Genomic DNA, 23,240 nt, shown 5'->3' on the forward strand with positions numbered 1-23,240 from the left:
AACTATCTGCTACGGTCTCTCTCGTAGGACGTTGAACGGGAGAGACCATGTCGTACTTGCGTAACTCGCGCTGGACCGCGCTGGGCGTGCTGTCCGCCGCCGGATTGATGACCATCCTCGACGGAAGCATCGTCACCGTGGCGATGCCCGCCATCCAGCAGGACCTGGGCTTCTCGCCCGCCGGGCTGAGCTGGATCGTCAACGCCTATCTCGTCGCGTTCGGCGGGCTGCTGCTCCTGTCCGGGCGGCTGGGCGACCTGATCGGCCGCAGGAAGATGTTCCTGGCCGGAAACGCGATCTTCACCGCCGCCTCCCTGCTGGCGGGCGCGGCCACCGGCCCCGGCATGCTGATCACCGCCCGGTTCCTGCAGGGCGTCGGAAGCGCGATGGCCTCCGCCGTCATCCTGGGCATCCTCGTGACGCTGTTCACCGAGCCCGGGGAACGGGGCAAGGCGATCGCCGTCTTCAGCTTCACCGGCGCGGCCGGCGCCTCGATCGGCCAGGTGCTCGGCGGGGTGCTCACCGACGCCCTGAGCTGGCCCTGGATCTTCCTCGTCAACGTGCCGATCGGCGTGCTCACCATCGCGCTGGCCCTCGTGGTGCTGCCCGCCGACCGCGGCAGCGGCCTGGCCGCCGGCGCCGACGTCCTCGGGGCCGTCCTGGTCACCTCCGGCCTCATGCTGGGCATCTACACGGTCGTCAAGGTGGAGGAGTACGGCTGGCTCGGCGCCCACACCCTCGGACTCGGCGCGGTGTCGCTGGCCCTGCTCGCCGGGTTCGTCGTCCGGCAGGCCACGGCCAGGACCCCGCTCATGCCGCTGCGCATCCTGCGCTCGCGCACCGTCGTCGGCGCCAACCTGGCCCAGATGCTGTCCCTGTCGGGGATGTTCGCCTTCCAGGTGCTCGTCGCGCTCTACATGCAGAAGGTCCTCGGCTACGGCGCCCTCGACACCGGCCTGGCGATGCTCCCGGCCGCCGTGGGCATCGGCTCGATCTCCCTGTTCGCCTCCGCCCGGCTCGCCGCCCGCTTCGGCGCCCGTGCGGTCCTGCTGGCCGGCCTGGTGCTCCTCGTCGTGGCGATGGGACTGCTCACCCAGCTCCCCGTACAGGCCGCCTACGTCACCCACCTGCTCCCGGCGATGCTGCTGATCTCGGGCGGCGGGCTGGTGCTCCCCGCGCTGGCCACGCTGGGCATGTCCGGCGCCAAGGAGAGCGACGCGGGCCTGGCCTCCGGGCTGTTCAACACCACCCAGCAGGTCGGCATGGCCATCGGCGTCGCGGTGCTGTCGACGATGGCGGCCTCGCGCAGCGAGCTCCTGAGCGCCGCAGGTGCGAGCCAGGCGAGCGCGCTGACCGGCGGCTACCAGCTGGCCTTCACCATCTCGGCGGGACTGCTCGCCGCGGCCTTCGTCGTCGGGCTCGTCGTCCTGCGCCCATCCGCCCCCGCAGGCCGCGCGGCGGAGGAGCGGGAGACCGTCCCGGTCGCCTGACGCGGGACCCGAACGCGGCAGCCCCGGACCTGCGTCCGGGGCTGCCGCATGCGTACGCGTCAGGAGACGGGCGCGGCGTGTTCGCGTTCCTCGGCCGCCACCAGCGCCCGCAGCAGCCCGGGGAAGCGCGCCTCCATCTCCTCGGCGCGCAGGGCGTTCATCTTCGTCGTGCCCACGTAGTACTGCCTGAGCACTCCCGCCTCCCGAAGCACGCTGAAGTGATGCGTCGCCGTCGACCGCGACACCGGCAGGTCGAAGGCCCCGCAGCTCAGATCCGCGCCGGCCCGCGTGAGCTGGCTCACCACCATCCGCCGCACCGGATCGGCCAGCGCCTCCAGCACCGCCTGCAGCGAGCACTCCTCCGGAGAGGGATGCTCCACACTGCGCGGCTGGGTACGCGGACGCGCCATCACCTGCTCCTCACAACCGACCGGCACAACACAGCCATGGTACGGCGGCCGCCGAACCACGTTCCCCGGCGTCATCGGGGCCCGAGCCGGAACGCGCGGCGATAGGCGGCCGGGGTGGTGCGCAGGGCGTCGTGGAACCTGCGCCGGAGGTTGACCGCCGACGACAGCCCGACCCGCGCCGCGATGGTCTCGACCGGCAGGTCCGTCTCCTCCAGCAGGGCGCGGGCGGCCGCGATGCGCTGGGCGAGCAGCCACTGCCCCGGACTGGTGCCGAGCTGCCCGGCGAACCTGCGGGTGAGCGTACGGGCCGAGACGCCCGCGTACGCGGCCAGGTCCTCGACCGACAGGGGGTCGGCCACGTGCTCCGCGGCCCACTCCAGCAGCGGCGCGAGAAGGTCGCCCGCGCCGGCCGGGGGAGTGGCGGCGTACTGGAGCTGCCCGCCCTCCCGGTGCGGCGGCATGATCATGTGCCGGGCGATCTGGGCCGCGTAGGCGGCGCCGAAGTCGCTGCGTACCAGATGCAGGCACAGGTCGATGCCCGCGGCCGTGCCCGCGCTGGTCGCGACGTCGCCGTGATCGACGTACAGGACGTCCGCGTCGACCTCGACGCCGGGGAAGCGGCTGGCCAGCTCCGCCGCCATCCGCCAGTGGGTCGTCGCCCTGCGGCCGTCGAGCAGGCCCGCCTGCGCGAGCAGGAACGCCCCCGAGCAGATGGCCACGATCCGGGCGCCCCTGCGATGCGCCCGGCGCAGCGCGTCCAGCACGGCGGGCGACGCCGGCTCGGAGCGGCGCTGCCAGCCGGGGACCACGACGGTGTCGGCCTCGCCGAGCGCGCCCAGACCCGCCGCCACCGCGATGTCGAACCCGGCCAGCGTCGGCACCGGCCCCGGCGCTTCCGCGCACGTGTCGAACACGTAGCGGTCGGCCACCTCCGGACGGGACATGCCGAAGACCTCCGCCGCGCAGCCCAGCTCGAACACGGACTGCGGCGGCAGGAGCAGGGCGACGACGCGGTGCGGGGGCATGGCGGAATAGTACTCATCGATGTCATTTCCGACACTTGGCCGGCGTATGCGGCCCGCTGGATCATGGGCGCATGAGTGAGGTACAGAGCGTCAACATCGACGAGGTCGAAGCGGTCGAGGTCGTGCCGGGCATCATGCGCCGGCGCCTGCCCGCGACGGATCACGCGCGCGGCTGGGTCATCGACTTCGCGCCCGGCACCCAGTGGCCGGAGGTGGACGTGCACGAGGGGGAGGAGCGCTACTTCGTGCTCAGCGGCGAGGTCATCGAGGGCGAGGTCCGCTACGGCGCCGGCTCGTACGTGGTGCTCGCCCGGGGTAGCTCCCACCAGCCGCGTACCGAGATCGGGGCCCGCATGCTCGGCATCAACCTGCCGGCCTGAGCCGTCAGGTCCCGGTCGGTGGCGCGCTCATCGCCGCCGCCAGGAACGTGATCGCCCAGCGCCGGGCCGCCTCGCCCGCCACCGGGGAGAGGCTGGCCGGGGGGCGCCGGTTGTAGACCTCGACGCGGTCCACGGCCGTCACGGCGAGGATCCCCCGCATCCGGAACCACAGCTCGTCCGGGGAAAGACTGGGCAGCGCGCGCTGGAAGGCCGCCAGGTAGCGGTCGCGGATCGTGTCCTCGGCCGGGCCGGTCCAGCTGCGCATCTCCTCGGCCGGGTCGACGATGATCGTCACGATCAGCCGGGAGGTCCGGGCGCCGCCCTCGTCGCCGGCCGGCATCTGGTCGAACAGCGGCCCCGCGAACGCCTCCACCAGCTCGGCCACCGGCGGGTCCGGGGTCCGGGCGAGCAGCCGGTCGAGCCCGGCGCCCTGCGCGGCGTTGATGGGCTCGATCACGCGGCGGGCCACCGCGGCCAGGAGCTCCGCCTTCGAGCCGAAGTGGTACCTGACGGCGGCCAGATTCGCTCCGGCGAGGTCGGTGATCGCGCGGATCGAGGTGCCGCGGAAACCGCGCTCGGCGAAGAGGTGCTCGGCCGCGTCGAGGATCTGGGTGCGGGTGTCGGATGACGCCATGTGTGCGTACTATACATACGTTTGAATTAATACGAACGTATGAAAGACGGCTGTCATGAACCTGCTCGTGTACGGCGCCGGAGTTCTCGGCAGCCTGTTCTCCGCCCACATGCATGAGGCCGGGCACGAGGTCTCGCTCCTCGCCCGGGGCGAGCGCCTGGCCGCCCTGCGCCGGCACGGCGTGCGGCTCGCCGAGGAAGACAGCCCGGCCGTCAGGCGGGTACCGGTGCCGGTGGTCGAGCGCCCGGCCGGCGGCTACGACCTGATCGCCGTCCTCGTCCGCACCCATCAGGTGGACGCGGTGCTGGAGTCGCTCGCCGACGTGGAAGGCGACGTGTTGTTCCTGCTCAACTGGGCGGCCGGCGCGGAGCCGCTGGGCGCGGTGATCGGTCACGAGCGGGTGCTGCTCGGCTTCCCCACGGCCGGCGGCACGATGGACGGCGACGTGGTCCGCCACCGCGCGACCAGCCTCATGACCCGCCTGGTCACGATGCCGATCGGCGAGCCCGGTGGCCGTACCACCCCGCGACTGGAACGGATCGTGCGGGAGTTCCGCGCCGCCGGGCTCAACGCGAAGGCCGAGCCGCGGATGGATGCCTGGCTCAAGACCCACGCCGCGTTCGAGGTGCCACTCGGGCAGGCGGTGCACGCGGCGGGCGGCCCGGTGGCGCTGGCCGGCGATCCGGACGCGGTCCGCGGCATGATCCGCCTCATGCGGCAGAACCTGGCGGCCATGCCGGCGCCGCCGGTCCCGCGCGCGTTCGTCGCGTTGCGGACGCTGCCGGAAGGGCTGCTCGTGGCCGTGCTGCGGCGCTTCTTGCGGGGCCCGACGGCCGCGCACAGCGGGCTCAACAGCGCCGCGCCCGCGGTGACGGCCGAGCTCGAGCGGCTGGCCGGACAACTGCGACAGGCGGCTGTGCCTCCTCGGCCGGATCGTGGTCAGAGCCGGAGTGACTGAGTGCCCAGGACGATGGCGAGGGCCAGGCGGTCGGCGTCCTCGGTGCCGGGCTCGGCGGTGTAGACGGTGATGCGCAGGTCGTCCAGGGCGACCAGCAGCGTGTCGCAGTCGAGGGTGATCGGGCCGACCGCCGGGTGGTCGATGGTCTTCTGCCGGGACATGTCGGTCAGGGGCGGTGGTGTCTCGGCGTCCCAGAGCTCGGCGAAGCGCGGGCTGCCGGAGGTCAGGTCGGCGATCAAGCGTCGCAGGGTGCGGTCGGAAGGGTAGCGCGAGGCCGTCATGCGCAGGTCGGCCACGAGCCGGGCTTCGTGCTCGGCCTGCTCCTGCGGGGTGTGCACGACCCGCGAGGGCAGGCGGGCGACGTTGCGCCAGACGGCGTTGCGTTCCAGGCCGCGCCAGGTGGTCGTCTCGCCCATGAGCGCGTCGTAGGGCTCGTTGGCCAGCACGAGTGTCCAACTGGCGTCGTACACGACGACCGGGGTGTGCGACAGCCGGTCGAGCAGCCGTTGCACGCTCGGGGTGACCCACGACGGCACGATGTCCGGGCCGGGCGCGGCGTGCCCGGCCAGCCGGTAGAGCAGGTCGCGTTCGGTGTCGGACACGCGCAGCGCCCGGGCCAGCGACTCCACCACCTGCGCCGACGGCGCGGTCGCGCGCCCCTGCTCAAGGCGGGTCAGGTAGTCGGCCGAGATGCCGGCGAGCGCGGCCAGCTCCTCGCGGCGCAACCCGCTGGCCCGGCGCCGGCGGCCTGCCTGCACACCGACGGCCTCGGGCGCCACCCGGTCGCGCCAGCGGCGCACCGTCCGGCCGAACTCCCACGTTTCCACGCTCTCCATTCTGCGCGAGCCCGCACGGGTTGTCCTGGCCCTGGCAGTCCTACGACAACCGGACGACTGCCTGCGGCCCGCCCGTTCCCGCAGGCTGGGGCCATGACCGAACCTGGAACCGTGCTGATCACCGGCCCGACCCGCAACCTGGGCCGGCACGCCGTGCTGGCCATGGCCGACCGCCCGGACGGGCGGCGACCCGACCTGCTGCTGGTCGGCCGCGCCGGGCGGGACCTGACGGCGGTCGCCGACGAGGCCCGCGCGCGCGGCGCCGAGGTCCGCGAGATCGGCTGCGACCTGTCACGCCTGGCCGACGTCCGTACCGCCGCGGCGACCGTGCGCGCCCTGCTCGCCGCCGGCACCGTACGGCCGCTGCGCGCGCTGGTCGCCAACGCCGGCACCATGTCGGCCGACACCCGGCGGGCCTCGCCCGACGGCTACGAGCTGACTTTCGCCGTCAACTACCTCGCCCACGCCCAGCTCATCGGCGACCTGCTCGGCTCGTTCACCGCCCCGGCGCGGGTCGTGCTGCTCGGCTCGAACACCTATTACGCCAACTTCTGGCGCAAGCTGCTGGGCGTGGCCGAGGCCAGGTGGGCCGATCCCGTCGAGCTCGCCCGCCCGGCCACCGGTGAGCAGGGGCCGGGCATGACCGCGTCCGGCGTCGCGTACTCCAACGCCAAGCTGGCGATCCTGTACTACGCCCATGAGCTGCAGCGTCGCGCCGGCGCCGGGATCGGCGTGTCGGTGTTCGAACCGGGATGGATGCCCGGCACCGCGCTGGGCCGCGGCGCCCCCGAGGCGGTCCAGGCGATGAGCCGCGCCTTGGGCCGCGTCCCCGGCGTGTCGACGCCGCAACGCTCGGGGCCACTGCTGGCGGCGCTGGCCCTCGACGACAAGTGGGCGGACTTGCGCGAGGGCGCGTTCGTGGTGAAGACCAAGCTGACCGAGCCGCTCCCGGTCGCCCACGACCGCGAGCGGGAGCGGCGCCTGTGGGAGGCGACCACCGAGCTGCTGGAACGCGCGGGCGCGTCGCATTAGGACGTACCACCCGGGCCGCCCATCTGCCCCGGACGAGCATGTTCGCCCAGTCCAGTCGCGCGCCCGCCGCCGGCGAAGCAAGATGGTGGGGTGGCCCAGCCGGTCGCCGGCGGCAACGCTGACCTGCCCATCGCGGAGGCCTGCACCTTGATGATCTGCACCGCCGCGGCGACCCTGGCCGGCGCCGCGGGGCTGGTCCTGCGCCGGCGGGCCGCCTGATGACCGGCGTGGTCCTGGGCGAGACTCGGGCAGCACGACTGGCTACCGCCCGCCGGCATGGCCATTTTCCGCCATGCCGGCGGGCGGTGGAGGTCCGACGAGGACTCCCGGCTCTTGCCGACAGCGGTAATCAGTTGGCGGGCTTGCCGAACCAGCGGGAGAGGTGGTCGTCCAGGTCCTGCTGATCGTCGCCGATCCAGGCGACGTGGCCGTCGGGGCGGAGCAGGACGCACGGGACGTCCAGTGCCGCAGTGGGATCCGCGAGGTGATCGACCCGGTCTGACCAGCCGCCGGCGGTCAGGCGTTCGGTGCGGTCCAGCAGCAGGCCGCGGCCGCGGTGCAGCAGACCGTAGAGGCTGCCCTGTTTCACGTCGATGTCGCGCAGGCGGCGGCCGAGCAGGTCGGGGCCTTCGCCGAGGTCGTAGCGGATGTCGATCGCGGTGATCTTCTCGATCAGACGGCGGTTCACCTCGTCGAAGTCCATCAGTTCGGTGAGCAGCCTGCGCACGGCCTGCGGGCCCGGCTCGGGGGACGACAGTTCCATCTGGGCGCGGGTGTTGTCCAGCACGTCCTCGGCGACCGGATGACGTTCGGCCTGGTAGGTGTCCAGCAGCGTCTCCGGGGCCCAGCCGCGGATCTGTGCGGCCAGTTTCCAGCCGAGGTTGAATGCGTCCTGAACGCCCAGGTTGAGGCCCTGGCCGCCGGTGGGTGGGTGGATGTGCGCCGCGTCGCCGGCCAGCAGCACCCGCCCGACCCGATAACGGTCGGCCAGCCGGGTGGCATCCCCGAAGCGGGACAGCCAGCGCGGGGAGTGCACGCCGAAATCGGTTCCGGCGACGGCGCGCAGCTGTTGTTTGAAATCCTCCAGGGTGGGCGGTTCGGCGCGGTCGCTGACTCCCGCGGCGGGGACCACGACGCTGTAGACCCCTTCGCCGAAGGGCCGGAGCCAGAACGGCCGATGGGGCTCGCGGATCTCGGTCGCCCTGGCGGCGATCTCCGCCTGCGGCATGCCCACTTCCATCTCGCCCATCAGCGTCTCGGTCCGTGAGGGCTCGCCGGGGAAGCCGACGCCGAGCAGTTTGCGCACCGTACTGCGCCCGCCGTCGCAGCCGACGAGGTAGCGCGAACGCAGCTGTTCCCCGTCGGCCAGCTCGACGGTCACACCCTCGTCGTCCTGCTCGAAACCGGCGACCGCGCAACCGCGCCGGACCTGCGCGCCCATGGCGATCGCATGTTCTTCGAGCAGGCGAACGATGACCGGCTGCGGGATGCCCAGCAGATAGGCGTGCGCGGAATCCAGGCCCTTGGGCGCGGGTTTGTAGATGGCGGCGAAGAACCCGGCGGCCGGACGCTGTCGTCCGTGCTGGAGAAGGCGATCCAGCAGTCCGCGCATCGCCATCAGCTCGAGACTGCGAATATGCAGACTGACTATGCGGACGAACGACACGGGCTCGGTTTCCTTCTCCAGGACGAGTACCCGCACATCGTGCAGCCGCAGTTCGGCGGCCAGCATCGCACCGGTCGGCCCGCACCCGGCGATGATCACATCGAACATGTGGGGCGCGCGATCGGCCCTGTCGTTCGACGGCGGCTCGGCGGGGACCTGCTGAGAATGCATAGGTGTTGCCTTTCGGGAGTGCCTTGTTGGTGCGGCGCTCCCGGCGACACCTACGTCAATCGCCCGGCCGTGACGGGAAGGGGGAGCACCCACGTCGATACATGTTCATGGGGCTCACCTCCTCAGGCGGTGTCACGGTCAACAGGAAGGTACAAGCCCGGGCATCATCCCGTCCAACCCTTTTTGACGGCCAGTACAGGTAATTCAAGCGCTTGACTTAATCTGACAACAGGCGTTAACTGTGAGCGTGGCAGACGGTTCGGACGGAGGCGGTGGCGATGACCGGGCGGGGTGAGCGGGCCAGCGCGACCCGCGAGCAGATCCTGACGGCCGCCGAGCGGCTGTTCGCCGAGCACGGCGTGTACGCGGTGTCCAACCGCCAGGTCAGCGAAGCCGCCGGTCAGGGCAACAACACCGCGGTCGGCTACCACTTCGGCACCAAGGCCGACCTGGTACGCGCCATCGTGCGCAAGCACGCCGCGCGGATCGAGCACGACCGCGAGCGGATGCTGGCCGGGGCCAGGGGATCGGACGAGGTGCGCGACTGGGTGGCCTGCCTGGTCCGGCCGGTCACCGAGCACCTGGCCGTCATGGAGACCCCGAGCTGGTTCGCCCGCTTCGCCGCCCAGGTGATGACCGATCCGGCCATGCGCGACATCCTGATCGACGACGCGCTCACCTCGCCGGCGCTCGTACAGATCCTGGACGGGCTCAACCGCTGCCTGCCCGACCTGCCGATGCCGGTACGCGCCGAGCGCAAGGACATGACCAGCCACCTGATGATGCACACCTGCGCCGAACGCGAACAGGCGCTGGCCGAGGGCCGGCCGACGCCACGGGCCACCTGGCACGCCGCCGCGACCGGCCTGATCGACGCCGTCGTCGCGGTGTGGACGGCGCCCGTGACCCCGGAGACACCGGAGCCGGACCTGATCGCCATTTCCCGGAAGGACGCAAGCCCATGACCGAGACGCTCGACCCCGCCGGACTCCAGCAGTTCCCCGGCACCAGGGCGGCGGGCTGCCCGTTCGACCCGCCGCCGAGCCTGCACGCACTCCAGAAGGAGGGCCCGCTGGCCAGGGTGCGGCTCTGGGACGGCGCCACCCCGTGGCTGGTGACCCGTTACGACGAGCAGCGCGCCCTGCTCGCCGACCCCCGCGTCAGCTCCGACGCCACCCGCCCCGGCTACCCGATCCAGGGCCCGTTCACCGGAGACGTCGTCAGCTTCATCCTGATGGACGACCCCGAGCACCACCGGCTGCGCCGGATGGTGCAGGCCCCGTTCACGGTCCGGCGGGTGGAGTCGATGCGCCCGGCCGTGCAGCAGATCGTGGACGACCTGATCGACGACCTGCTGGCCGGGCCGAAGCCGGTGGACCTGGTGGAGGCGTTCGCGCTGCCGGTGCCGTCGCTGGTGATCTGCGAGCTGCTCGGCGTCCCGTACGCCGACCACGGCTTCTTCCAGGACAACAGCAAGACCATCATCAAGCGGGACGCCAGCCCGGAGGACCGCGCCGCGGCCGGCGGCCGGCTGGCCGAATACCTGGACCGGCTGGTGGGGGAGAAGCTCGCCGATCCGGCCGACGACCTGCTGTCCAAGGTGGCCGAGCGGGTCAAGACCGGCGAGCTGACCCGTGAGGGGGCGGCGCGGATGGGCGTGCTGCTGCTGATCGCCGGGCACGAGACCACCGCCAACATGATCGCCCTGGGCACCCTCGCCCTGCTGCAGAACCCCGGCCAGCTCGCCCTGCTGCGCGACAGTGACGACCCGGCGCTGGTCGCCGGCGCGGTGGAGGAGCTGCTGCGCTACCTCAACATCACCCACAGCGGACGCCGCCGGGTGGCCCTGGCGGACATCGAGATCGCCGGCCAGGTCATCCGGGAGGGGGAGGGCATCATCATGCCCAACGACATCGCCAACCGTGACCCGGAGACCTTCCCCGACCCCGACGAGCTGGACATCCGCCGCGACGCCCGCCGCCACGTGGCCTTCGGGTTCGGCGTGCACCAGTGCCTCGGCCAGCCGCTGGCGCGGATGGAGCTGCAGGTGGCCTACAGCACCCTCTACAAGCGCATCCCCGGCCTGCGCCTGGCGACGGAGCTGGAGCGGATCCCGTTCAAGCACGACGGGCAGGTCTACGGCGTGTACGAGCTCCCCGTCACCTGGTAGCCCGCGCGTCTCAGTGGTCGTTGTCCAGATGGAGTTTCAGCAGGTCCACGCCGTAGTCGTTGCCGTTGGGGGTGCGCACGATCGTGTGGATGTGCTGCTGCGTCGGCTCCCCGCCCGGCCCGCCCATGCCGCCTGACTTGGTGCCGTAGGCGAGCGGGGACTGGGCGTCGTACTCGATGAGCAGCACCGGGCTGTGGACGCGGTAGTAGAACGCGGAGTCGTCGGCGCTCTCGCCGAGCCAGAAGAAGCGGGTCTCGTCCAGGTGCCGCTCCACCTCCTTCATCTTCACCTCCGCGTGCCCGGCGGCCAGGTGGCCGACGTAGACGCGTACCAGGTCGAGGAGCTTCTGCCGCTGCCCGGCGGTGAGCTCGGAGCCGGGCAGGCCCTGGTAGGGCAGCTTGAGGTTGTCGGCGCCCGCGCCGGCCTTCATGTTGACGCCGCTCTTCTTCTCCGTCGTGGAGATCACCTTGGCGCGCTGCGCGTCGGTCAGGGCGCGCAGCAGCGCCAGCCCGGCCTGGGTCTCCTTGGCGAAGGTGGTGATCTGCTCGCCCCGGTACGTGGCCGAGGTCGGCTCCGAGCCCATGAACGTCGGCGTCATGACGACCTGGTCACCCAGGACGAAGTAGTTGATGGCCACGTGGTGGCCCTCGTACTGGAAGCCCCAGGGCTTGGTGGCCGACGGCGTGCCCATGACGGTGAAGAAGTAGTGCCCCTCGGTGAGGGTCTCCCGGCCGCCGCCGCTGTAGTCGCCGAGGAACGCGTTCAGCTTCATGATGTTGCGGGTCTGCGTGAGCCCTTCGGCGGACAGGGCCGCACCCAGCAGTGTGTGGCCCAGCTCGCGCTGGCCGGTCGTCAGGTCGCCCATCCGGACGCCCTTGCGGTCGTAGCCGTCGACGTTGCTCCAGGCCAGCCACTCGTCGTCCCGCACGTCGAACACGGTGTCCTGGCGCTGCTGCGCGGAGAGCCCGGCCAGGAGCGCCTGCGCGGCCTTGACCACGGCGGCGGTGGAGACGCCGGTGGAGTGCACCGCGTACAGGTCCTCGACGATCTTGCCGTCGGTGGTGACGCCGACGAAGTCCGCGTACGTGACCTCGCTCGCCCCCGGGCCCATGCCGCCGGGAGGCCCGGACGGCCGCCCACTCGGGGCGGCGGTGGGCGAGGAGGAGGTGGACGAGCCGGACGAGCAACCGGTCATGGCCGCCACCGCGGCGGCCCCGCCGAGCAGCAGCGCCCTGTTCATGAACCAGCGGCGCGTGCGCTCGACCTCGGGAGTTCGGGGTGTGTGTCCGTGCATGTGGCCCAATGTCGCCGACGGACCTGAGGAATCCGTGAAGGGTTCCTGTGAACAGCCGATGAGACCGTGTCCGACCGGCCCGGAAAGCGGGCCGGTCGTCCGGCATCAGCCCCGCATGAGCGGAAGGCGGCGCACTCCTGTCAGGGACGGTGCGGGGATGAACTGCACGGGGTCCTCCGGGTCGGTGCGCAGGGAGCCGAACCGGTCGAGCAGGACGCCGAGCGCGATCCGTCCCTCCAGCCGGGCCAAGGGCGCGCCCAGGCAGAAGTGGATGCCGCGGCCGAAGCCCAGGTGCGGATTGGGATCGCGGCTGGGGTCGAAGACGTCGGGGTGGGGGAACTGGCGCGGATCCCGGTTGGCCGCCGCGAGCCAGACCATGACCATCTGGTCGGCCGGGATCGTCACGCCGCCGAGCTCGGCCTCGCGGGTGGTGGCACGGCCGAGGAGGGCGAACGGCGTCATGAACCGGATGGACTCCTCGATGACGGCCGGGATCGTGGAGCGGTCGGCGCGTACCCGGTCCTGCTGCTCGGGGAAGGCGTCCAGGCACAGGACCGTGTTGCCGAGCAGCATCGTCGTGGTGATGTGGCCCGCGAGCAGGAGGAGGATCGCGAAGTTGACCACCTGCTCGTCCGGCAGGTGCTCGCCGTCCACCTCGGCCTCCACCAGCCTGGTGAGCAGGTCGGCGCGCGGCTGCCGGCGGCGTTCGGCGGCGTGTGCGGCGAGATAGTCGGACATCTCCTTCCACGGCTTCATCGTGGCTTCGAGCTCCGCGCTGCGCTCCTCGGCGGACCGGTTGAGCGAGACCGGGGCGTCCTGCTGGAACAGCGCGTCGGCCCACCGCTTGAACAGGGCCCGGTCGCCGCTGGGCACCCCGAGCAGCTCGGCGATGACGATGACCGGCAGCGGATAGGCCAGATCGCGTACGAGCTCGAACCCGTCCTGCTCGCGCGCCGCGTCGAGCAGCTCGTGGGTGAGCTCGGCGATCCTCGGTTCGAGATCCGCCACGACCTTGCGGGTGAACGCGCTGCTGACCAGTTTGCGTAGCTTGCCGTGCTCAGGCGGGTCGATCTGCGTGATGAAGCCCCGCAGCGAGAAGTCGTCCTCGCTGGGCCGCAGCTCCTTGGGAACCACGCGCATGGTGTCGGAGGAGTACGTCGCGGGGTCGCTGAGAACCTCGTGCAGCTCCGGGTAACCGTAGACGCCCCACAGCCCGGTCTGGGCGTCGAACTCGACCGCCGGGCCCAATCGGGGCCCGTGCAGCCAGAAGTGCTGTTGGGGAATGTCGTACCGTTCGACGATGTCGGACATCGCCTCTCCTTGGTTGAAGGTCCCTCTGCTGATGTACGTCAGGACGGCTTCTCGCGATACTCCTTCCAGCGCTCGAACATCTCGTCCGAGTCCTGCAGGACGAAGGCGAAGAACTTCCGGGTGTCCGACAGCCGGTCGCGCTGGCCGGGCTGGTCGTCGCCGAGGATCGACAGCCCGAAGTCGAGCGTGTCGAGGCTCTGCCTGACGATGGCCAGCCGGCCCCGCATGATCTGGTCCCACCCGCCGCCGACCATGCGGTAGCGGTGCTCGCGGGTGGCGGCGGGAACGCGTTCGGCCATCCCGCTCAGCTCCAGCTGCCTGGCGACCGTGCTGACCGCGGTCTTGCTCACGCCCAGCTTGCTCGCCAGGTCGGTGAGGGACTGCTCGGGCGGGTCGCAGATCATGAGCCACGCGTACAGGCGGCCCATCGTGCGCGTCCCGCCCAGGCGCTCCATGATCAGCCCCATGCGGTCGACGAACTCGGTCTCCGGAAGATTCACTTGCACCAATTTCGTACTGAGACGTCAAGTACGTACTTTACGAAGTGTACGCCCGCGTCCGGCGCGCGTGAAGGGCCCGTGCGGGCTGGAGTCAGGCGCCCAGGAAGGTGATCTTGCCGCTGCCGTACACCGTGCTCAGGCCCTTGGTGGCGCAGATGCTGATGTTGGAGGTCGGGGTGGCCGTGCCGGTCGTGCGGGACCCGGCCAGCGGGCCTTTGGAGATCTGGCCGCTGAGCAGCATGTCGCCGGGGTTGTAGGTCTGGACACGGGCGGGGGAGGGGCGCAGGGTGGAGACGCCCGCGCGGCTGCCGTCCTGGCCGAACCAGACGATCCGGCCCTTGCCCTTGATGTCCTGTACGCCGCTGCAGGAGGCGCGGCCGGTGCCCTGCGCGGTCAGCAGGCCGGAGCGCAGGCCGGACGCCGACGGTCCCGTGCCGGTGCAGCCGGAGAGCTCCAGGGTGGCCTGCGCGGTGACCGTACGGGGGAGGAAGCCCACCGGCGGGCTGAACGTCAGCGGCCGCTGGGACGTGGTGGAGACCTGGCACGTGAGCAGGGTCTGCTCCGCGTGGGCGGCGGCCGCCGGCAGGACGGCCGCGGCGGCGATCGCCAGGCCGGTGGCTGCGGTCACGAGCGGCGCGTGCAGGCGGGATACGGGCATGTCATCTCCTTGACGTGGCGGCGGTCGCCGGGTGCTGCTCACGTTAGGGACGAAGGGGACGATCGGCGCCACGCGAACCGCGGAGTTGCCCGGCTCTTGACTCACAAAACTTGATCAACCTCTTAACGGCGGACGCCGCGTCAGGAGTGATCATTTATCGCGCCATCGGCGACGCTGAGTGACAAGACCGTGACGAAGGGATCAGACGTGAGCGATGAGGAGATCGTGGCGATGGTGCGCGACCGTTGCGTGAGCATCATGGAGATCCATCCGAGCAGGGTCGGCCTGGACGCCCGGCTCAAGGAGGACCTGGACGCCGACAGCCTCGATCTGGCCGAGCTCCACGTCTCCTTGGAGGAGGTATGGGGGCCGTTGCCGCGCGAGACGTTCGCCGCGGCGAAGACCATCGGCGACGTCGTCGCGCGGGCCCGTGAGCTGGAAAGCGTCTGATGGCCGCGCGCCGGCGGGTCGCCGTGACGGGCATGGGCGTGCGCACACCGGCCGGCGCCCACCCGAAGGAGCTGTGGAACGCGCTGCTGAGCGGGCGTTCCACCGCCCGGCGGATCACCTCCTTCGACACCGAGGGCCTCGGCGTCGGGTTCGCCTGCGAGGTTCCTGACCTGGACGAGGAGACGTACCTGACGCCGAAGGAAGTGCGCCGCCTCGACCGGGCGGCCCGGCTGGCGGTGTGCGCGGCCGGTGACGCGCTGGCCGACGCGGGAGCCGTACGGACGCCCGCGGCACGGCGGGCCGTCGTGACGGGCAGCTCTTTCGGCGGCATGCGGACGACCGAGGCGACCCTGTTCGACGGCCGCCACCCCGGACGCGGCAACCCGGGCCCGCTCTACATGCCGCAAATCATGCACAACGCGCCGGCCGCCGCGATCAGCATCCGCTTCCAGGCCGCGGGCCCCAGCCTGTCCGTGGCGACGGCCTGTGCCTCCGGCGCCGACGCCATCGGAGCGGGAGCCCGGCTCATCCGCGACGGCTCCGCCGACCTGGTGATCGCCGGTGGGACCGAGGCCTGCGTCACCGCGACCGTGCTGATGGCCTTCGATCGGTGCGGCGCGTTGTCGCGGCGCAACGACGCGCCCGAGCGGGCCGGCCGGCCGTTCGACGTGGAGCGCGATGGGTTCGTGCTCGCTGAGGGCGCCGCCTTCGCCATCCTGGAGAGCCTGGAGCACGCCCTGCGCCGGGACGCCCGCGTCCACGCCGAGCTCGCCGGTTACGGCGCCTGCTCCGACGCCTACCACCTGACCGCGCCGTCCGCCCAGGGCGAGGGCGCCTATCGCTGTATGCGTGCGGCGCTGTCCGACGCCGGGCTGGCGGCGGACGAGATCGCTCACGTCAGCGCGCACGGCACCGGTACGCGGCTCAACGACCTGGGCGAGGCGCAGGCGATCGGCCGGTTGTTCGGCTCCGTACGGGTGCCGGTGACCGCCGCCAAAGGGGTCACCGGTCACGCCATCGGCGCGACGGGCGCCATCGAGGCCGTGGCCGCCGTCCTGGCGATGGGCGAGCTGACCATCCCGCCCATCGCCAACCTGGAAACCCCTGACCCGAAGTGCGACATCAACGTCGTGCGCAAGGTTCGCTCCATGCCGCCCGGGCCGGTGATGTCGAACTCCTTCGGCTTCGGCGGCCACAACGCCAGCCTGATCTTCGCACCGATCTGACACAAGGAACTCGCCGTGTACAAGTACGCCCTGGTTACGACCGCCATCTGCGCCGCCCTGCTGGCCGGCTCCACCGCCGCCTCCGCCGACGCGGCGCCCAACGCCGTGCCCAACGCCGTGCCCGTGCCCAACGCAGTGCCCAGCACTGCGCCCGTGCCCAGCGCGACCGCGGACCCCGCCGCCGAGTCCCTCGCCACCGATGCGCTGGGCAAGTTCTGCATGCGGATCCCGGTACGGGCCCTCGCCCAGGCCTTCGCGGACTTCGTCGGCGCGACCGGCCTGGGGAAGGGCCTGGCCGCGATGGTCCCGGCGAAGGCCGAGGCGCCGTCCCTGACGCAGCTCTTCAGCACCGGGCTGCCGAAGGACGTCCCCATCCTGGAGGCCACGCCCTGCTAGACGCCGTCAGATGCCACCGACCGGGCGGCCGTTGTAGGTGCCGAAGCGGCAGGCCAGCCGGGTCGGGCTGGCCGGGTCCAGGACGATCAGGCCGACTCCGGCCAGGCAGTCCAGCATCGAGACGGTCCGTGGGGCCGGCGTGGCGACGGCCGGTCCCGCGGTGACGATCGGAAGTGCGGTGGCCGCGGCTCCGACGGCGAGTACGGCGATAAGACGGCGCATGGTCGTGCTCCATTCACGTAAAGGCACATTTTCGCTACGGAGAGTTACCATGCGGATGTTGTCCAAAACGCGCCGGACGTAGCGTGGTGAAACATTTGACCGCCCGGCGCGGCGCGTACCGAATGACCAGTGTCCGAATTGCCCCCTGCGGACGGCTTACGACACCTAAGGGGACGACACAGGTGAGCACCCAGCTCTTCGACGTGGCGACGATGGCCGGGCGATGGGCCAGAGATCGTCCGGACGACGTGGCCTACCGCATCGACGGGCGGCGGGGGGCCAGGACGCTGACGTACGCGGAACTGGACCAGCTGATCGACCGGACGGCGACCGCCCTGGCGCGGGCCGGGCTGACGGCGGGGACGCGTACCGCGGTCATGGTGCCGCCGGGACGGGAGCTGGTCGCACTGATCTTCGCCCTGCTCCGGCTGCGGGCCGTGCCGGTGCTGATCGACCCGGGGCTGGGCGTGCGTTCGATGAGCGCCTGCTTCGCGGAGGCCGCGCCCGGAGCGTTCGTCGGGGTCGTCCGCGCGCAGGTGGCGCGGGCCGTGCTCGGCTGGGGACGCGGCAGCGTCCGCCTCAGGCTCACGGTCGGGCCGCGCCCCCTGTGGTTCGGCCGCCTGAGCACCGCCCTGTCCACCAGGCCGTCCACCGAGAGGCCCGTCGGGTCGCCCGGCGTCGCGCCCGTCGGATCGCCCGGCGTCGCGCACGCCGGAGCACCTGCCGGAGCGCTCTCCAGCGCGCCCGACGGAGTGCCCTCCAGCGCGGCCGATGGGATGGGGGGTCTTGCCGGGGCGCGGTGGCCGCGGGCGGATGCCGACGATCCGGCGCTGATCGTCTTCACCTCCGGCTCCACCGGCGCGCCCAAGGGGGTGCCGCTGCGGCAGCGGCACCTGGCAGCACAGATCGAGCTGCTGGGTCTCCTCGGCTCCCTGGAACCGGGCTGCACCCTCTACTCGACCTTCCTGCCGTTCGCGGTGGCCGCGCCCGCCATCGGCTGCGGCGCGGTGCTCCCCCGCGTGAACCTGCGTCATCCCGAACGCACCGATCCCGCCGCCATGGCGGCCTCGATCAGACGTCACGGGGTGTCCGGCCTGTTCGCCGCGCCCGCGTTGCTGGACCGGCTGGCCCGCCACTGCGCCGACCGGAACGAGGTGCTGGACACGATCAGGGTCGTGCTCACGGCCGGCGCGCCGCTGCCCGCAGGGGTGCTGCGGCGGGCCCTGCGCTGCCTGCCCGCTGAAGCCGATCTCCGGTCGGTGTACGGGGCGACGGAATCGCTGCTGGTGAGCGTGGCGGACCGGGCCGGGCTGACCGAGACGGCCGAGGCCACCGCGCGCGGCGCGGGCACGTGCCTGGGCGCGCCGCTGCCGGGGAACCGGGTGCGCATCATCGCGATCACCGACGAGCCGATCCCCGCCTGGTCGGACGACCTGCTGGTGCCGCCCGGCACCGTCGGGGAGATCACGGTGGCCGGCCCGGCCGTCAGCGACCCGTACCTCGACCGGCCCCGGGACACCCGGCTCGCCCGCATCGACGAGGACGGCGCGGCGGTGCACCGGATGGGCGATCTGGGCTGGCAGGACGAGAGCGGACGGCTGTGGTTCGCCGGGCGGAAGAGCGAACGCGTGCGCACCCCGGACGGCGACCTCTACACCGACCAGGTCGAGCCGATCTTCAACGAGCTGCCGGGGGTGCGCCGCACCGCGCTGGTCGGCGTGGGGCCCCCGGGCGGCCAGCGGCCGGTGCTGTGCGTGGAGCCCGAGCCCGGCCGGCCCAGGCGCGAGCGCCGCGAGATCGCCGGACAGGTCCGCGCGCTGGCCCCGGAGCTGGGCGAGGTGCTGTTCCATCGGGGGTTTCCGATGGACGTGCGGCACGCCAGCAAGATCCGTCGTGCGGTGCTGGCCCGCTGGGCGGCGCGCGAGCTCGGGGCTGGTGAGCGATGAGGGTTCCTGTGACCGGTGGCCGAGGATTCCTGGGCGGTGGGCGATGAAGGCTCTGGTGACCGGTGGTGGGGGATTCCTGGGCGGGGCGGTGTGCCGGCAGCTGTCCGCACGCGGTGACGAGGTCCGTACGCTGAACCGCGGCCGCTACCCGGCGCTGGACGCGTACGGCGTCGTCCAGATCACCGGCGACCTGCGCGACGCGCGGGCCGTGCGCGAGGCGGCGGCCGGATGCGACGCCGTGGTCCACTGCGCGGCCCTGGCCGGGCTGTGGGGGCCCGCCCGCGACTACCGGACGATCAACGTGGACGGCACGGCCAACGTGCTGGACGCCTGCGTACGCGCGGGCGTCGGCCGGCTCGTGCACGCCTCCTCGCCCAGCGTCGTGCACGACGGCCGCGACCTGGAGGGCGTGGACGAGTCCGTCCCGTACGCCCGCCGTTTCCTGGCCTGCTACCCCGCCACCAAGGCGGCCGCGGAGCGTCTCGTGCTGGCCGCGAACGGCGACCGCCTGGCCACCGTCGCCCTGCGCCCCCATCTCATCTGGGGGCCGGGGGATCCGCACTTCCTGCCGCGGTTCGCCGCAAGGGCGCGGCGCGGCACGCTCGTGCTGCCCAGCGCGCCGGGCAAACGCATCGACACCGTCTACATCGACAACGCCGCCGAGGCCTGCCTGCTGGCGCTGGACCGGCTGGCCCCGGGCGCGAACGTGGCGGGCCGCGCGTACTTCATCGGCCAGGACGAGCCGTGCGGCCTGGCGGAGTGGGTCAACGGCCTGCTCGGCGCGGCCGGGCTGCCGCCCGTGACCCGGCGGGCCCCCGCGCGGCTGGCCTACCTGGCGGCCTGCGTGCTGGAGGCCGGTTGCCGAGTCACCGGGACGACGCCGCCGTTCACCCGGCTCGCCGTCCGGCAGGCCACGACCAGCCACTGGTTCGACCTGTCGGCGGCCCGCCGCGACCTGGGGTACGTGCCGCGCGTCCGCATGGCGGACGGCCTGGCCAGGCTCGCCGCCCACCTCACCGAGCGACAGGAGGCACGGCTGCCATGACCGGCCAGCTGCCCGGATACCCGTTCCGTCCCCGCTGGTTCACCCGGGACGGGCTGAGCCAGCACTACGTGGACGAAGGCGCGGGCGCACCCGTGCTGATGCTGCACGGCAACCCGTCATGGAGCTACCTGTGGCGCCGGCTGATCCTCGCGTTGCGCGGCGAGCACCGCTGCATCGCCCCGGACCACATCGGCATGGGCCGTTCGGACAAGCCGGGCGAGGACCGTTACGCCTTCACGCTCGGCTCCCGCGTCGACGACCTGGACGCGCTCACCGGCCACCTCATCGACACCGGCCGGGCTCCGGAGCACGGCTGGACCCTGGTGATGCACGACTGGGGCGGCCCGATCGGCATGGCCTGGGCCCGGCGCCACCCCGAACGCGTCGCCCGCCTGGTGGTGCTGAACACCGCCGCCTTTCCCAACCCGCACGGCGACCGGGTCAGGCCCGCGCTGCGGCTGCCGTTCTGGCTGTTGCGCGAGACCCGCCTGGGGACGCGCCTGTTCCTGCGGCACCACGCCTTCGCCCGCGTCGCCACGCTGCCGCCCTTCGGCGTGCGCCGTCGCCTGCCCGCCGACGTCCGCGCGGCATTCCTGTCCCCGGACGGCCACACCGGCGGCTTCACCGACGACCGGACCGAGGCGAGGGCCGGCAGCCGCGCCGAAGACCGGCCCGAAGACCGGCCCGAAGACCGGCCCGAAGACCGGCCCGAAGACCGGCCCGAAGACCGGCCCGAAGACCGGCCCCAAGACCGGGCTGGGGCGAGGGCCGGGCATCGGCTGGCGGTTCAGCGGTTCGTGCAGGACATTCCGCTCGGGCCCGCCGACCGCGCCTGGGCGGAGCTGCGGCGGACCGGGGAGTGCCTGGGCGGGTTCGCCGACCGGCCGGTCCTGATCGGCTGGGGCCTGCGCGACCCCGTCCTGGATCCCGCCATGCTCGCCGAGTGGCGGCGCCGCTTCCCCGCCGCACAGGTGCACGCCTACCGCGACGCCGGACACTACGTGCTGGAGGACGCCCACGAGCGGCTGGTGCCCGCCATCGCGGACTTCCTGCGCCCCTGATCCACGTACGCGCCCGCAGGTCAGCGAGGTGGCAGCAGCCGGGACAGCGGGCGCGGCAGCCACCAGTTCCGTTGCCCGAGCAGCCGCATCAGCGCGGGCACCAGGACCATGCGGATGAGCGTGGCGTCGATGACGATGGCCACCGCCACGGCGAACCCGGCCTGCTGGAAGTCCAGCCGCCGGGTGAACATCAGGCCCGCGAACGTCATGGCCATGACGGCGGCGGCCAGTGTGATGGGACGGGCCGTGTGCCGCAGCCCGTGCAGCACGGCGGCGGTGTTGTCACCGGTCTGCCGGTAGTGCTCGGCGATGCGGTGGACCAGGAACACCTCGTAGTCCAGTGACAGCCCGAAGACGATGGTGAAGATGATCAGCGGCAGCAGCACGTTGACGTCGGCCGCCACCGGACGTACGTGCTGGAACCACAGCGTGAGCAGCCCGAACGTGGCGCAGAGGCACAGCACGTTCATGACCACCGCCTTGAGCGGGATCAGCAGGCTGCGGAAGGTGATCAGCAGCAGCACGAACGACGAGAGCAGCACCAGCCCGAGCACCCGCCACAGCCCGGACAGCACGCCCGCGGACAGGTCGCCCAATCGAGCCGCCGGACCGACGGCCAGCACCTGCTGACCCGCGGGCAGCAGCCGGGCCGCCAGCGCGTGCACGTCCCGCAGGAACGCCGCGGACTCGGCGCCGTCCGGGGCGGCCCGGTCGGCGATCAGCACCAGGGTCAGGTCGCGGCCGTTGTCGAGCGCGCTGACCAGCGTGACGCGGTCGTCATTCCGCAGGGCCGCGGTCAGCGCGCTGGTGTCCACCGGGCCGCCGCCCGCCGGATGGGGCAGGGCCACGCTGGTCAGGCTGGCCACCCGGTCGGCCTCCAGCCTGGCCAGCGCGCCGCCGATGTCGGTGCCGGCCAGCGTGTCGCGGTCGTAGTGCAGGCCCAGCCGCATGTCCAGCACCGGCAGCGCGGCCACGAGCAGCAGCGCGGTCGCGGCGAGCGCGTACCGGACAGGATGCCGCATCAGATGCCCGGCCCCCCGCACGGAAACAGGCAGCCGCGCAGGCCGCGCAGGCTGCGCGGCCCGCGCCGCCAAACCGGCCGCGCGCCGCCAGAACGGCATGCCACCCGCGCGCAGCCAAGGCAGCATGCCGCCCGCGCGCAGCCAGGGCAGCGTGCCCCACTCCAGCCGGGCGTCCAGCCTGAGCAGCAGCGCGGGCGTCAGCGTCAGCGCGGCCAGCATGGTCACGAACGCGGCCAGCAGCCCGGCCAGCGCCATCGAGTGCGCCCACGGCACACCGACGAGCAGCAGCCCGCCAGAGGTGATCATGATGGCCAGCGCGCACCAGCACACCGTGCTGCCCGCGGTGGCGACGGCATGTCCGGCGCCGTCCAGGGGCGGGCGTCCCGCGCGGCGGGCCTGGCGGTAGCGCAGCAGGACGAGCAGCGCGTAGTCCAGGCCGAGGCCCAGCGACACGGTGACGGTGAAGGTCAGCATGGTCGAGTCGACGTGCCAGAGCGCGCCGGCCAGCGTCAGCGCCCCCGTACCGGTCAGGATCGCCGCGCCCCCCACCAGCAGCGGTACGGCCGCCGCGCCCACCGCCCCGAGCCCGAGCACGAGCAGCAGCACGGCCAGCGGGACGACCCTGAGCTCCATCGACCGCAGATCGCCCATGTCGGTGTGGGCGAGCTGGGCGAACGCCCGGCTGAGCCCGATGATCGTGACCGTGACCTGGCCGGCGGAGGCGCGGTACGCGGCCTGCTGGGCGGTCGCGAGCTGGCCGGGCAGCCGCCCCTGGCGGGTCAGCTCGTCGCCGTGCACCCCGGCCAGGACGTAGACGTGATGCGGATGCTGCCTTTCGACCGCGGGCAGCGGGAGCAGCGCGCCGATGTCGGGACGGGCGTCCAGGGTCCGCACGGTGGCGTCCAGCGCCCGCTGGTACGGCGGCGCGGAGGAGTCCAGCCGCGCCGAGTCGAAGGCCAGCAGCATCTGCTCGGCCCCCAGCTCGGGGAACCCGCGGGCGATCGCCGCGGCGGCCCTGGCGGACTCGGAGCCGGGCACCTCCATCGAGGGCGGCGCCAGCCGGCTCGCCAGCCCGGGCAGCAGCGCCGCCGAGGCCGCGGCGAGCAGCAGCCACACCGCGATGACGAGCCGCCCGCGCCTGGCCATGGCCCGGCCGAGCCGGCCGAGCGCGCATGCCTCATCGCCCGGGTGTCCGGCCGCGACGACGGCGCGGCCGGACCGGCCGCGGGCGGCGCGGCCGGCGCGGCCGTACCGGCCCGGGGCGATGCCGAGCGGCATGAGCGCTCCTTTCCTGTGTTCACGTTCTGCCAGGTCTGCGGGGCCGCGACAACAGCGGC

Annotated in this window: 24 protein-coding genes; 13 read left to right on the plus strand and 11 right to left on the minus strand. The window is 72.6% G+C overall.

What is annotated here, in order from left to right:
* The first annotated feature begins 47 nt into the window (after positions 1–47).
* Positions 48–1,490: an MFS transporter gene (locus ABEA43_RS34900; RefSeq protein ID WP_345568632.1), complete on the plus strand. Its 1,443-nt coding sequence runs from the start codon at positions 48–50 to the stop codon at positions 1,488–1,490.
* A 59-nt stretch (positions 1,491–1,549) separates the two neighbouring features.
* On the opposite strand, the gene ABEA43_RS34905 is transcribed toward ABEA43_RS34900, so the two are convergent.
* Positions 1,550–1,900 (minus strand): ArsR/SmtB family transcription factor, encoded by a 351-nt coding sequence (locus tag ABEA43_RS34905; RefSeq protein WP_345568634.1) that lies wholly within the window; start codon positions 1,898–1,900, stop codon positions 1,550–1,552.
* 71 nt (positions 1,901–1,971) lie between these two features.
* Positions 1,972–2,925 carry a GlxA family transcriptional regulator gene (locus ABEA43_RS34910; RefSeq protein WP_345568636.1) on the minus strand — a complete coding sequence of 318 codons (954 nt, stop codon included), beginning with the start codon at positions 2,923–2,925 and terminating at the stop codon, positions 1,972–1,974.
* Positions 2,926–2,996: 71 nt separating this feature from the next.
* Between ABEA43_RS34910 and ABEA43_RS34915 the strand changes: the two genes are divergently transcribed.
* Positions 2,997–3,305 carry a cupin domain-containing protein gene (locus ABEA43_RS34915; RefSeq protein WP_345568637.1) on the plus strand — a complete coding sequence of 103 codons (309 nt, stop codon included), beginning with the start codon at positions 2,997–2,999 and terminating at the stop codon, positions 3,303–3,305.
* Between the two features lie 4 nt (positions 3,306–3,309).
* On the opposite strand, the gene ABEA43_RS34920 is transcribed toward ABEA43_RS34915, so the two are convergent.
* Positions 3,310–3,939 carry a TetR/AcrR family transcriptional regulator gene (locus tag ABEA43_RS34920; protein ID WP_345568639.1) on the minus strand — a complete coding sequence of 210 codons (630 nt, stop codon included), beginning with the start codon at positions 3,937–3,939 and terminating at the stop codon, positions 3,310–3,312.
* A 55-nt stretch (positions 3,940–3,994) separates the two neighbouring features.
* Here ABEA43_RS34920 and ABEA43_RS34925 point away from each other — a divergent pair, with 55 nt between their 5' ends.
* The gene (locus ABEA43_RS34925; RefSeq protein WP_345568641.1) at positions 3,995–4,897 is read left to right on the plus strand and encodes a ketopantoate reductase family protein; all 903 of its coding nucleotides are present in this window, start codon (positions 3,995–3,997) and stop codon (positions 4,895–4,897) included.
* On the opposite strand, the gene ABEA43_RS34930 is transcribed toward ABEA43_RS34925, so the two are convergent.
* The gene (locus ABEA43_RS34930; RefSeq protein ID WP_345568642.1) at positions 4,879–5,724 is read right to left on the minus strand and encodes a helix-turn-helix transcriptional regulator; all 846 of its coding nucleotides are present in this window, start codon (positions 5,722–5,724) and stop codon (positions 4,879–4,881) included. The two genes, ABEA43_RS34925 and ABEA43_RS34930, sit on opposite strands and share 19 nt — an antisense overlap.
* 102 nt (positions 5,725–5,826) lie before the next feature.
* Between ABEA43_RS34930 and ABEA43_RS34935 the strand changes: the two genes are divergently transcribed.
* Positions 5,827–6,765, plus strand: a complete 939-nt coding sequence (locus ABEA43_RS34935; RefSeq protein WP_345568643.1) for an SDR family NAD(P)-dependent oxidoreductase — start codon at positions 5,827–5,829, stop codon at positions 6,763–6,765.
* Positions 6,766–6,855: 90 nt separating this feature from the next.
* Positions 6,856–6,984, plus strand: coding sequence for a hypothetical protein (locus ABEA43_RS34940; protein ID WP_345568644.1), 129 nt, complete (start codon positions 6,856–6,858; stop codon positions 6,982–6,984).
* 130 nt (positions 6,985–7,114) lie between these two features.
* Here ABEA43_RS34940 and rox read toward each other — a convergent pair whose 3' ends face one another.
* The gene (gene rox / locus ABEA43_RS34945) at positions 7,115–8,539 is read right to left on the minus strand and encodes a rifampin monooxygenase (protein ID WP_345568850.1); all 1,425 of its coding nucleotides are present in this window, start codon (positions 8,537–8,539) and stop codon (positions 7,115–7,117) included.
* Between the two features lie 341 nt (positions 8,540–8,880).
* Here rox and ABEA43_RS34950 point away from each other — a divergent pair, with 341 nt between their 5' ends.
* Positions 8,881–9,567, plus strand: coding sequence for a TetR/AcrR family transcriptional regulator (locus ABEA43_RS34950; protein WP_345568646.1), 687 nt, complete (start codon positions 8,881–8,883; stop codon positions 9,565–9,567).
* Positions 9,564–10,772, plus strand: a complete 1,209-nt coding sequence (locus ABEA43_RS34955) for a cytochrome P450 (protein ID WP_345568648.1) — start codon at positions 9,564–9,566, stop codon at positions 10,770–10,772. Before ABEA43_RS34950 ends, ABEA43_RS34955 begins: the two co-directional genes overlap by 4 nt.
* 10 nt (positions 10,773–10,782) lie before the next feature.
* Here ABEA43_RS34955 and ABEA43_RS34960 read toward each other — a convergent pair whose 3' ends face one another.
* From ABEA43_RS34960 to ABEA43_RS34975, 4 genes are all read right to left on the minus strand, one after another.
* Positions 10,783–12,066 (minus strand): DUF3500 domain-containing protein, encoded by a 1,284-nt coding sequence (locus ABEA43_RS34960; RefSeq protein ID WP_345568649.1) that lies wholly within the window; start codon positions 12,064–12,066, stop codon positions 10,783–10,785.
* Positions 12,067–12,171: 105 nt separating this feature from the next.
* Positions 12,172–13,377: a cytochrome P450 gene (locus tag ABEA43_RS34965; RefSeq protein WP_345568651.1), complete on the minus strand. Its 1,206-nt coding sequence runs from the start codon at positions 13,375–13,377 to the stop codon at positions 12,172–12,174.
* Positions 13,378–13,415: 38 nt separating this feature from the next.
* The gene (locus ABEA43_RS34970) at positions 13,416–13,877 is read right to left on the minus strand and encodes a GbsR/MarR family transcriptional regulator (RefSeq protein WP_345568652.1); all 462 of its coding nucleotides are present in this window, start codon (positions 13,875–13,877) and stop codon (positions 13,416–13,418) included.
* A gap of 91 nt (positions 13,878–13,968) precedes the next feature.
* On the minus strand, positions 13,969–14,535 hold the full coding sequence (locus tag ABEA43_RS34975; RefSeq protein ID WP_345568653.1) for a hypothetical protein: 567 nt from the start codon (positions 14,533–14,535) through the stop codon (positions 13,969–13,971).
* Positions 14,536–14,742: 207 nt separating this feature from the next.
* Here ABEA43_RS34975 and ABEA43_RS34980 point away from each other — a divergent pair, with 207 nt between their 5' ends.
* The 3 genes from ABEA43_RS34980 to ABEA43_RS34990 are packed head-to-tail and all read left to right on the plus strand — an operon-like array spanning position 14,743 to position 16,607.
* Positions 14,743–14,985: a phosphopantetheine-binding protein gene (locus ABEA43_RS34980; protein ID WP_345568654.1), complete on the plus strand. Its 243-nt coding sequence runs from the start codon at positions 14,743–14,745 to the stop codon at positions 14,983–14,985.
* A complete protein-coding gene (locus ABEA43_RS34985; protein ID WP_345568656.1) occupies positions 14,985–16,211 on the plus strand; it encodes a beta-ketoacyl-[acyl-carrier-protein] synthase family protein in 1,227 nt (408 codons plus the stop codon). The genes ABEA43_RS34980 and ABEA43_RS34985 overlap by 1 nt, the downstream gene beginning before the upstream one ends.
* Positions 16,212–16,226: 15 nt before the next feature.
* The gene (locus tag ABEA43_RS34990; RefSeq protein ID WP_345568658.1) at positions 16,227–16,607 is read left to right on the plus strand and encodes a hypothetical protein; all 381 of its coding nucleotides are present in this window, start codon (positions 16,227–16,229) and stop codon (positions 16,605–16,607) included.
* Between the two features lie 6 nt (positions 16,608–16,613).
* On the opposite strand, the gene ABEA43_RS34995 is transcribed toward ABEA43_RS34990, so the two are convergent.
* Positions 16,614–16,829, minus strand: a complete 216-nt coding sequence (locus tag ABEA43_RS34995; RefSeq protein WP_345568659.1) for a hypothetical protein — start codon at positions 16,827–16,829, stop codon at positions 16,614–16,616.
* 182 nt (positions 16,830–17,011) lie between these two features.
* Between ABEA43_RS34995 and ABEA43_RS35000 the strand changes: the two genes are divergently transcribed.
* The 3 genes from ABEA43_RS35000 to ABEA43_RS35010 are packed head-to-tail and all read left to right on the plus strand — an operon-like array spanning position 17,012 to position 20,881.
* Positions 17,012–18,775 (plus strand): fatty acid CoA ligase family protein, encoded by a 1,764-nt coding sequence (locus ABEA43_RS35000; RefSeq protein WP_345568660.1) that lies wholly within the window; start codon positions 17,012–17,014, stop codon positions 18,773–18,775.
* Positions 18,776–18,818: 43 nt separating this feature from the next.
* Positions 18,819–19,820, plus strand: coding sequence for an NAD-dependent epimerase/dehydratase family protein (locus ABEA43_RS35005; RefSeq protein WP_345568662.1), 1,002 nt, complete (start codon positions 18,819–18,821; stop codon positions 19,818–19,820).
* Positions 19,817–20,881 (plus strand): alpha/beta fold hydrolase, encoded by a 1,065-nt coding sequence (locus ABEA43_RS35010; RefSeq protein WP_345568664.1) that lies wholly within the window; start codon positions 19,817–19,819, stop codon positions 20,879–20,881. Before ABEA43_RS35005 ends, ABEA43_RS35010 begins: the two co-directional genes overlap by 4 nt.
* 20 nt (positions 20,882–20,901) lie before the next feature.
* Here ABEA43_RS35010 and ABEA43_RS35015 read toward each other — a convergent pair whose 3' ends face one another.
* Positions 20,902–23,181: an MMPL family transporter gene (locus ABEA43_RS35015; protein WP_345568665.1), complete on the minus strand. Its 2,280-nt coding sequence runs from the start codon at positions 23,179–23,181 to the stop codon at positions 20,902–20,904.
* Positions 23,182–23,240 lie beyond the last annotated feature (59 nt).

Source organism: Nonomuraea rosea, assembly GCF_039539705.1.
Taxonomy (GTDB): domain Bacteria; phylum Actinomycetota; class Actinomycetes; order Streptosporangiales; family Streptosporangiaceae; genus Nonomuraea; species Nonomuraea rosea.

Bases quoted from the DNA above. Each gene is read 5' to 3' on its own strand.
- ABEA43_RS35005 (WP_345568662.1), top strand. From the start codon at position 18,819: ATGAAGGCTCTGGTGACCGGTGGTGGGGGATTCCTGGGCGGGGCGGTG.
- ABEA43_RS34985 (WP_345568656.1), top strand. From the start codon at position 14,985: ATGGCCGCGCGCCGGCGGGTCGCCGTGACGGGCATGGGCGTGCGCACA.
- ABEA43_RS34925 (WP_345568641.1), top strand. From the start codon at position 3,995: ATGAACCTGCTCGTGTACGGCGCCGGAGTTCTCGGCAGCCTGTTCTCC.
- ABEA43_RS34900 (WP_345568632.1), top strand. From the start codon at position 48: ATGTCGTACTTGCGTAACTCGCGCTGGACCGCGCTGGGCGTGCTGTCC.
- ABEA43_RS35010 (WP_345568664.1), top strand. From the start codon at position 19,817: ATGACCGGCCAGCTGCCCGGATACCCGTTCCGTCCCCGCTGGTTCACC.
- ABEA43_RS34960 (WP_345568649.1), bottom strand. From the start codon at position 12,066: ATGCACGGACACACACCCCGAACTCCCGAGGTCGAGCGCACGCGCCGC.
- ABEA43_RS34905 (WP_345568634.1), bottom strand. From the start codon at position 1,900: ATGGCGCGTCCGCGTACCCAGCCGCGCAGTGTGGAGCATCCCTCTCCG.
- rox (WP_345568850.1), bottom strand. From the start codon at position 8,539: ATGTTCGATGTGATCATCGCCGGGTGCGGGCCGACCGGTGCGATGCTG.
- ABEA43_RS34950 (WP_345568646.1), top strand. From the start codon at position 8,881: ATGACCGGGCGGGGTGAGCGGGCCAGCGCGACCCGCGAGCAGATCCTG.
- ABEA43_RS35015 (WP_345568665.1), bottom strand. From the start codon at position 23,181: ATGCCGCTCGGCATCGCCCCGGGCCGGTACGGCCGCGCCGGCCGCGCC.
- ABEA43_RS34910 (WP_345568636.1), bottom strand. From the start codon at position 2,925: ATGCCCCCGCACCGCGTCGTCGCCCTGCTCCTGCCGCCGCAGTCCGTG.
- ABEA43_RS34915 (WP_345568637.1), top strand. From the start codon at position 2,997: ATGAGTGAGGTACAGAGCGTCAACATCGACGAGGTCGAAGCGGTCGAG.
- ABEA43_RS34955 (WP_345568648.1), top strand. From the start codon at position 9,564: ATGACCGAGACGCTCGACCCCGCCGGACTCCAGCAGTTCCCCGGCACC.
- ABEA43_RS34965 (WP_345568651.1), bottom strand. From the start codon at position 13,377: ATGTCCGACATCGTCGAACGGTACGACATTCCCCAACAGCACTTCTGG.
- ABEA43_RS34995 (WP_345568659.1), bottom strand. From the start codon at position 16,829: ATGCGCCGTCTTATCGCCGTACTCGCCGTCGGAGCCGCGGCCACCGCA.
- ABEA43_RS34935 (WP_345568643.1), top strand. From the start codon at position 5,827: ATGACCGAACCTGGAACCGTGCTGATCACCGGCCCGACCCGCAACCTG.
- ABEA43_RS34920 (WP_345568639.1), bottom strand. From the start codon at position 3,939: ATGGCGTCATCCGACACCCGCACCCAGATCCTCGACGCGGCCGAGCAC.
- ABEA43_RS34975 (WP_345568653.1), bottom strand. From the start codon at position 14,535: ATGCCCGTATCCCGCCTGCACGCGCCGCTCGTGACCGCAGCCACCGGC.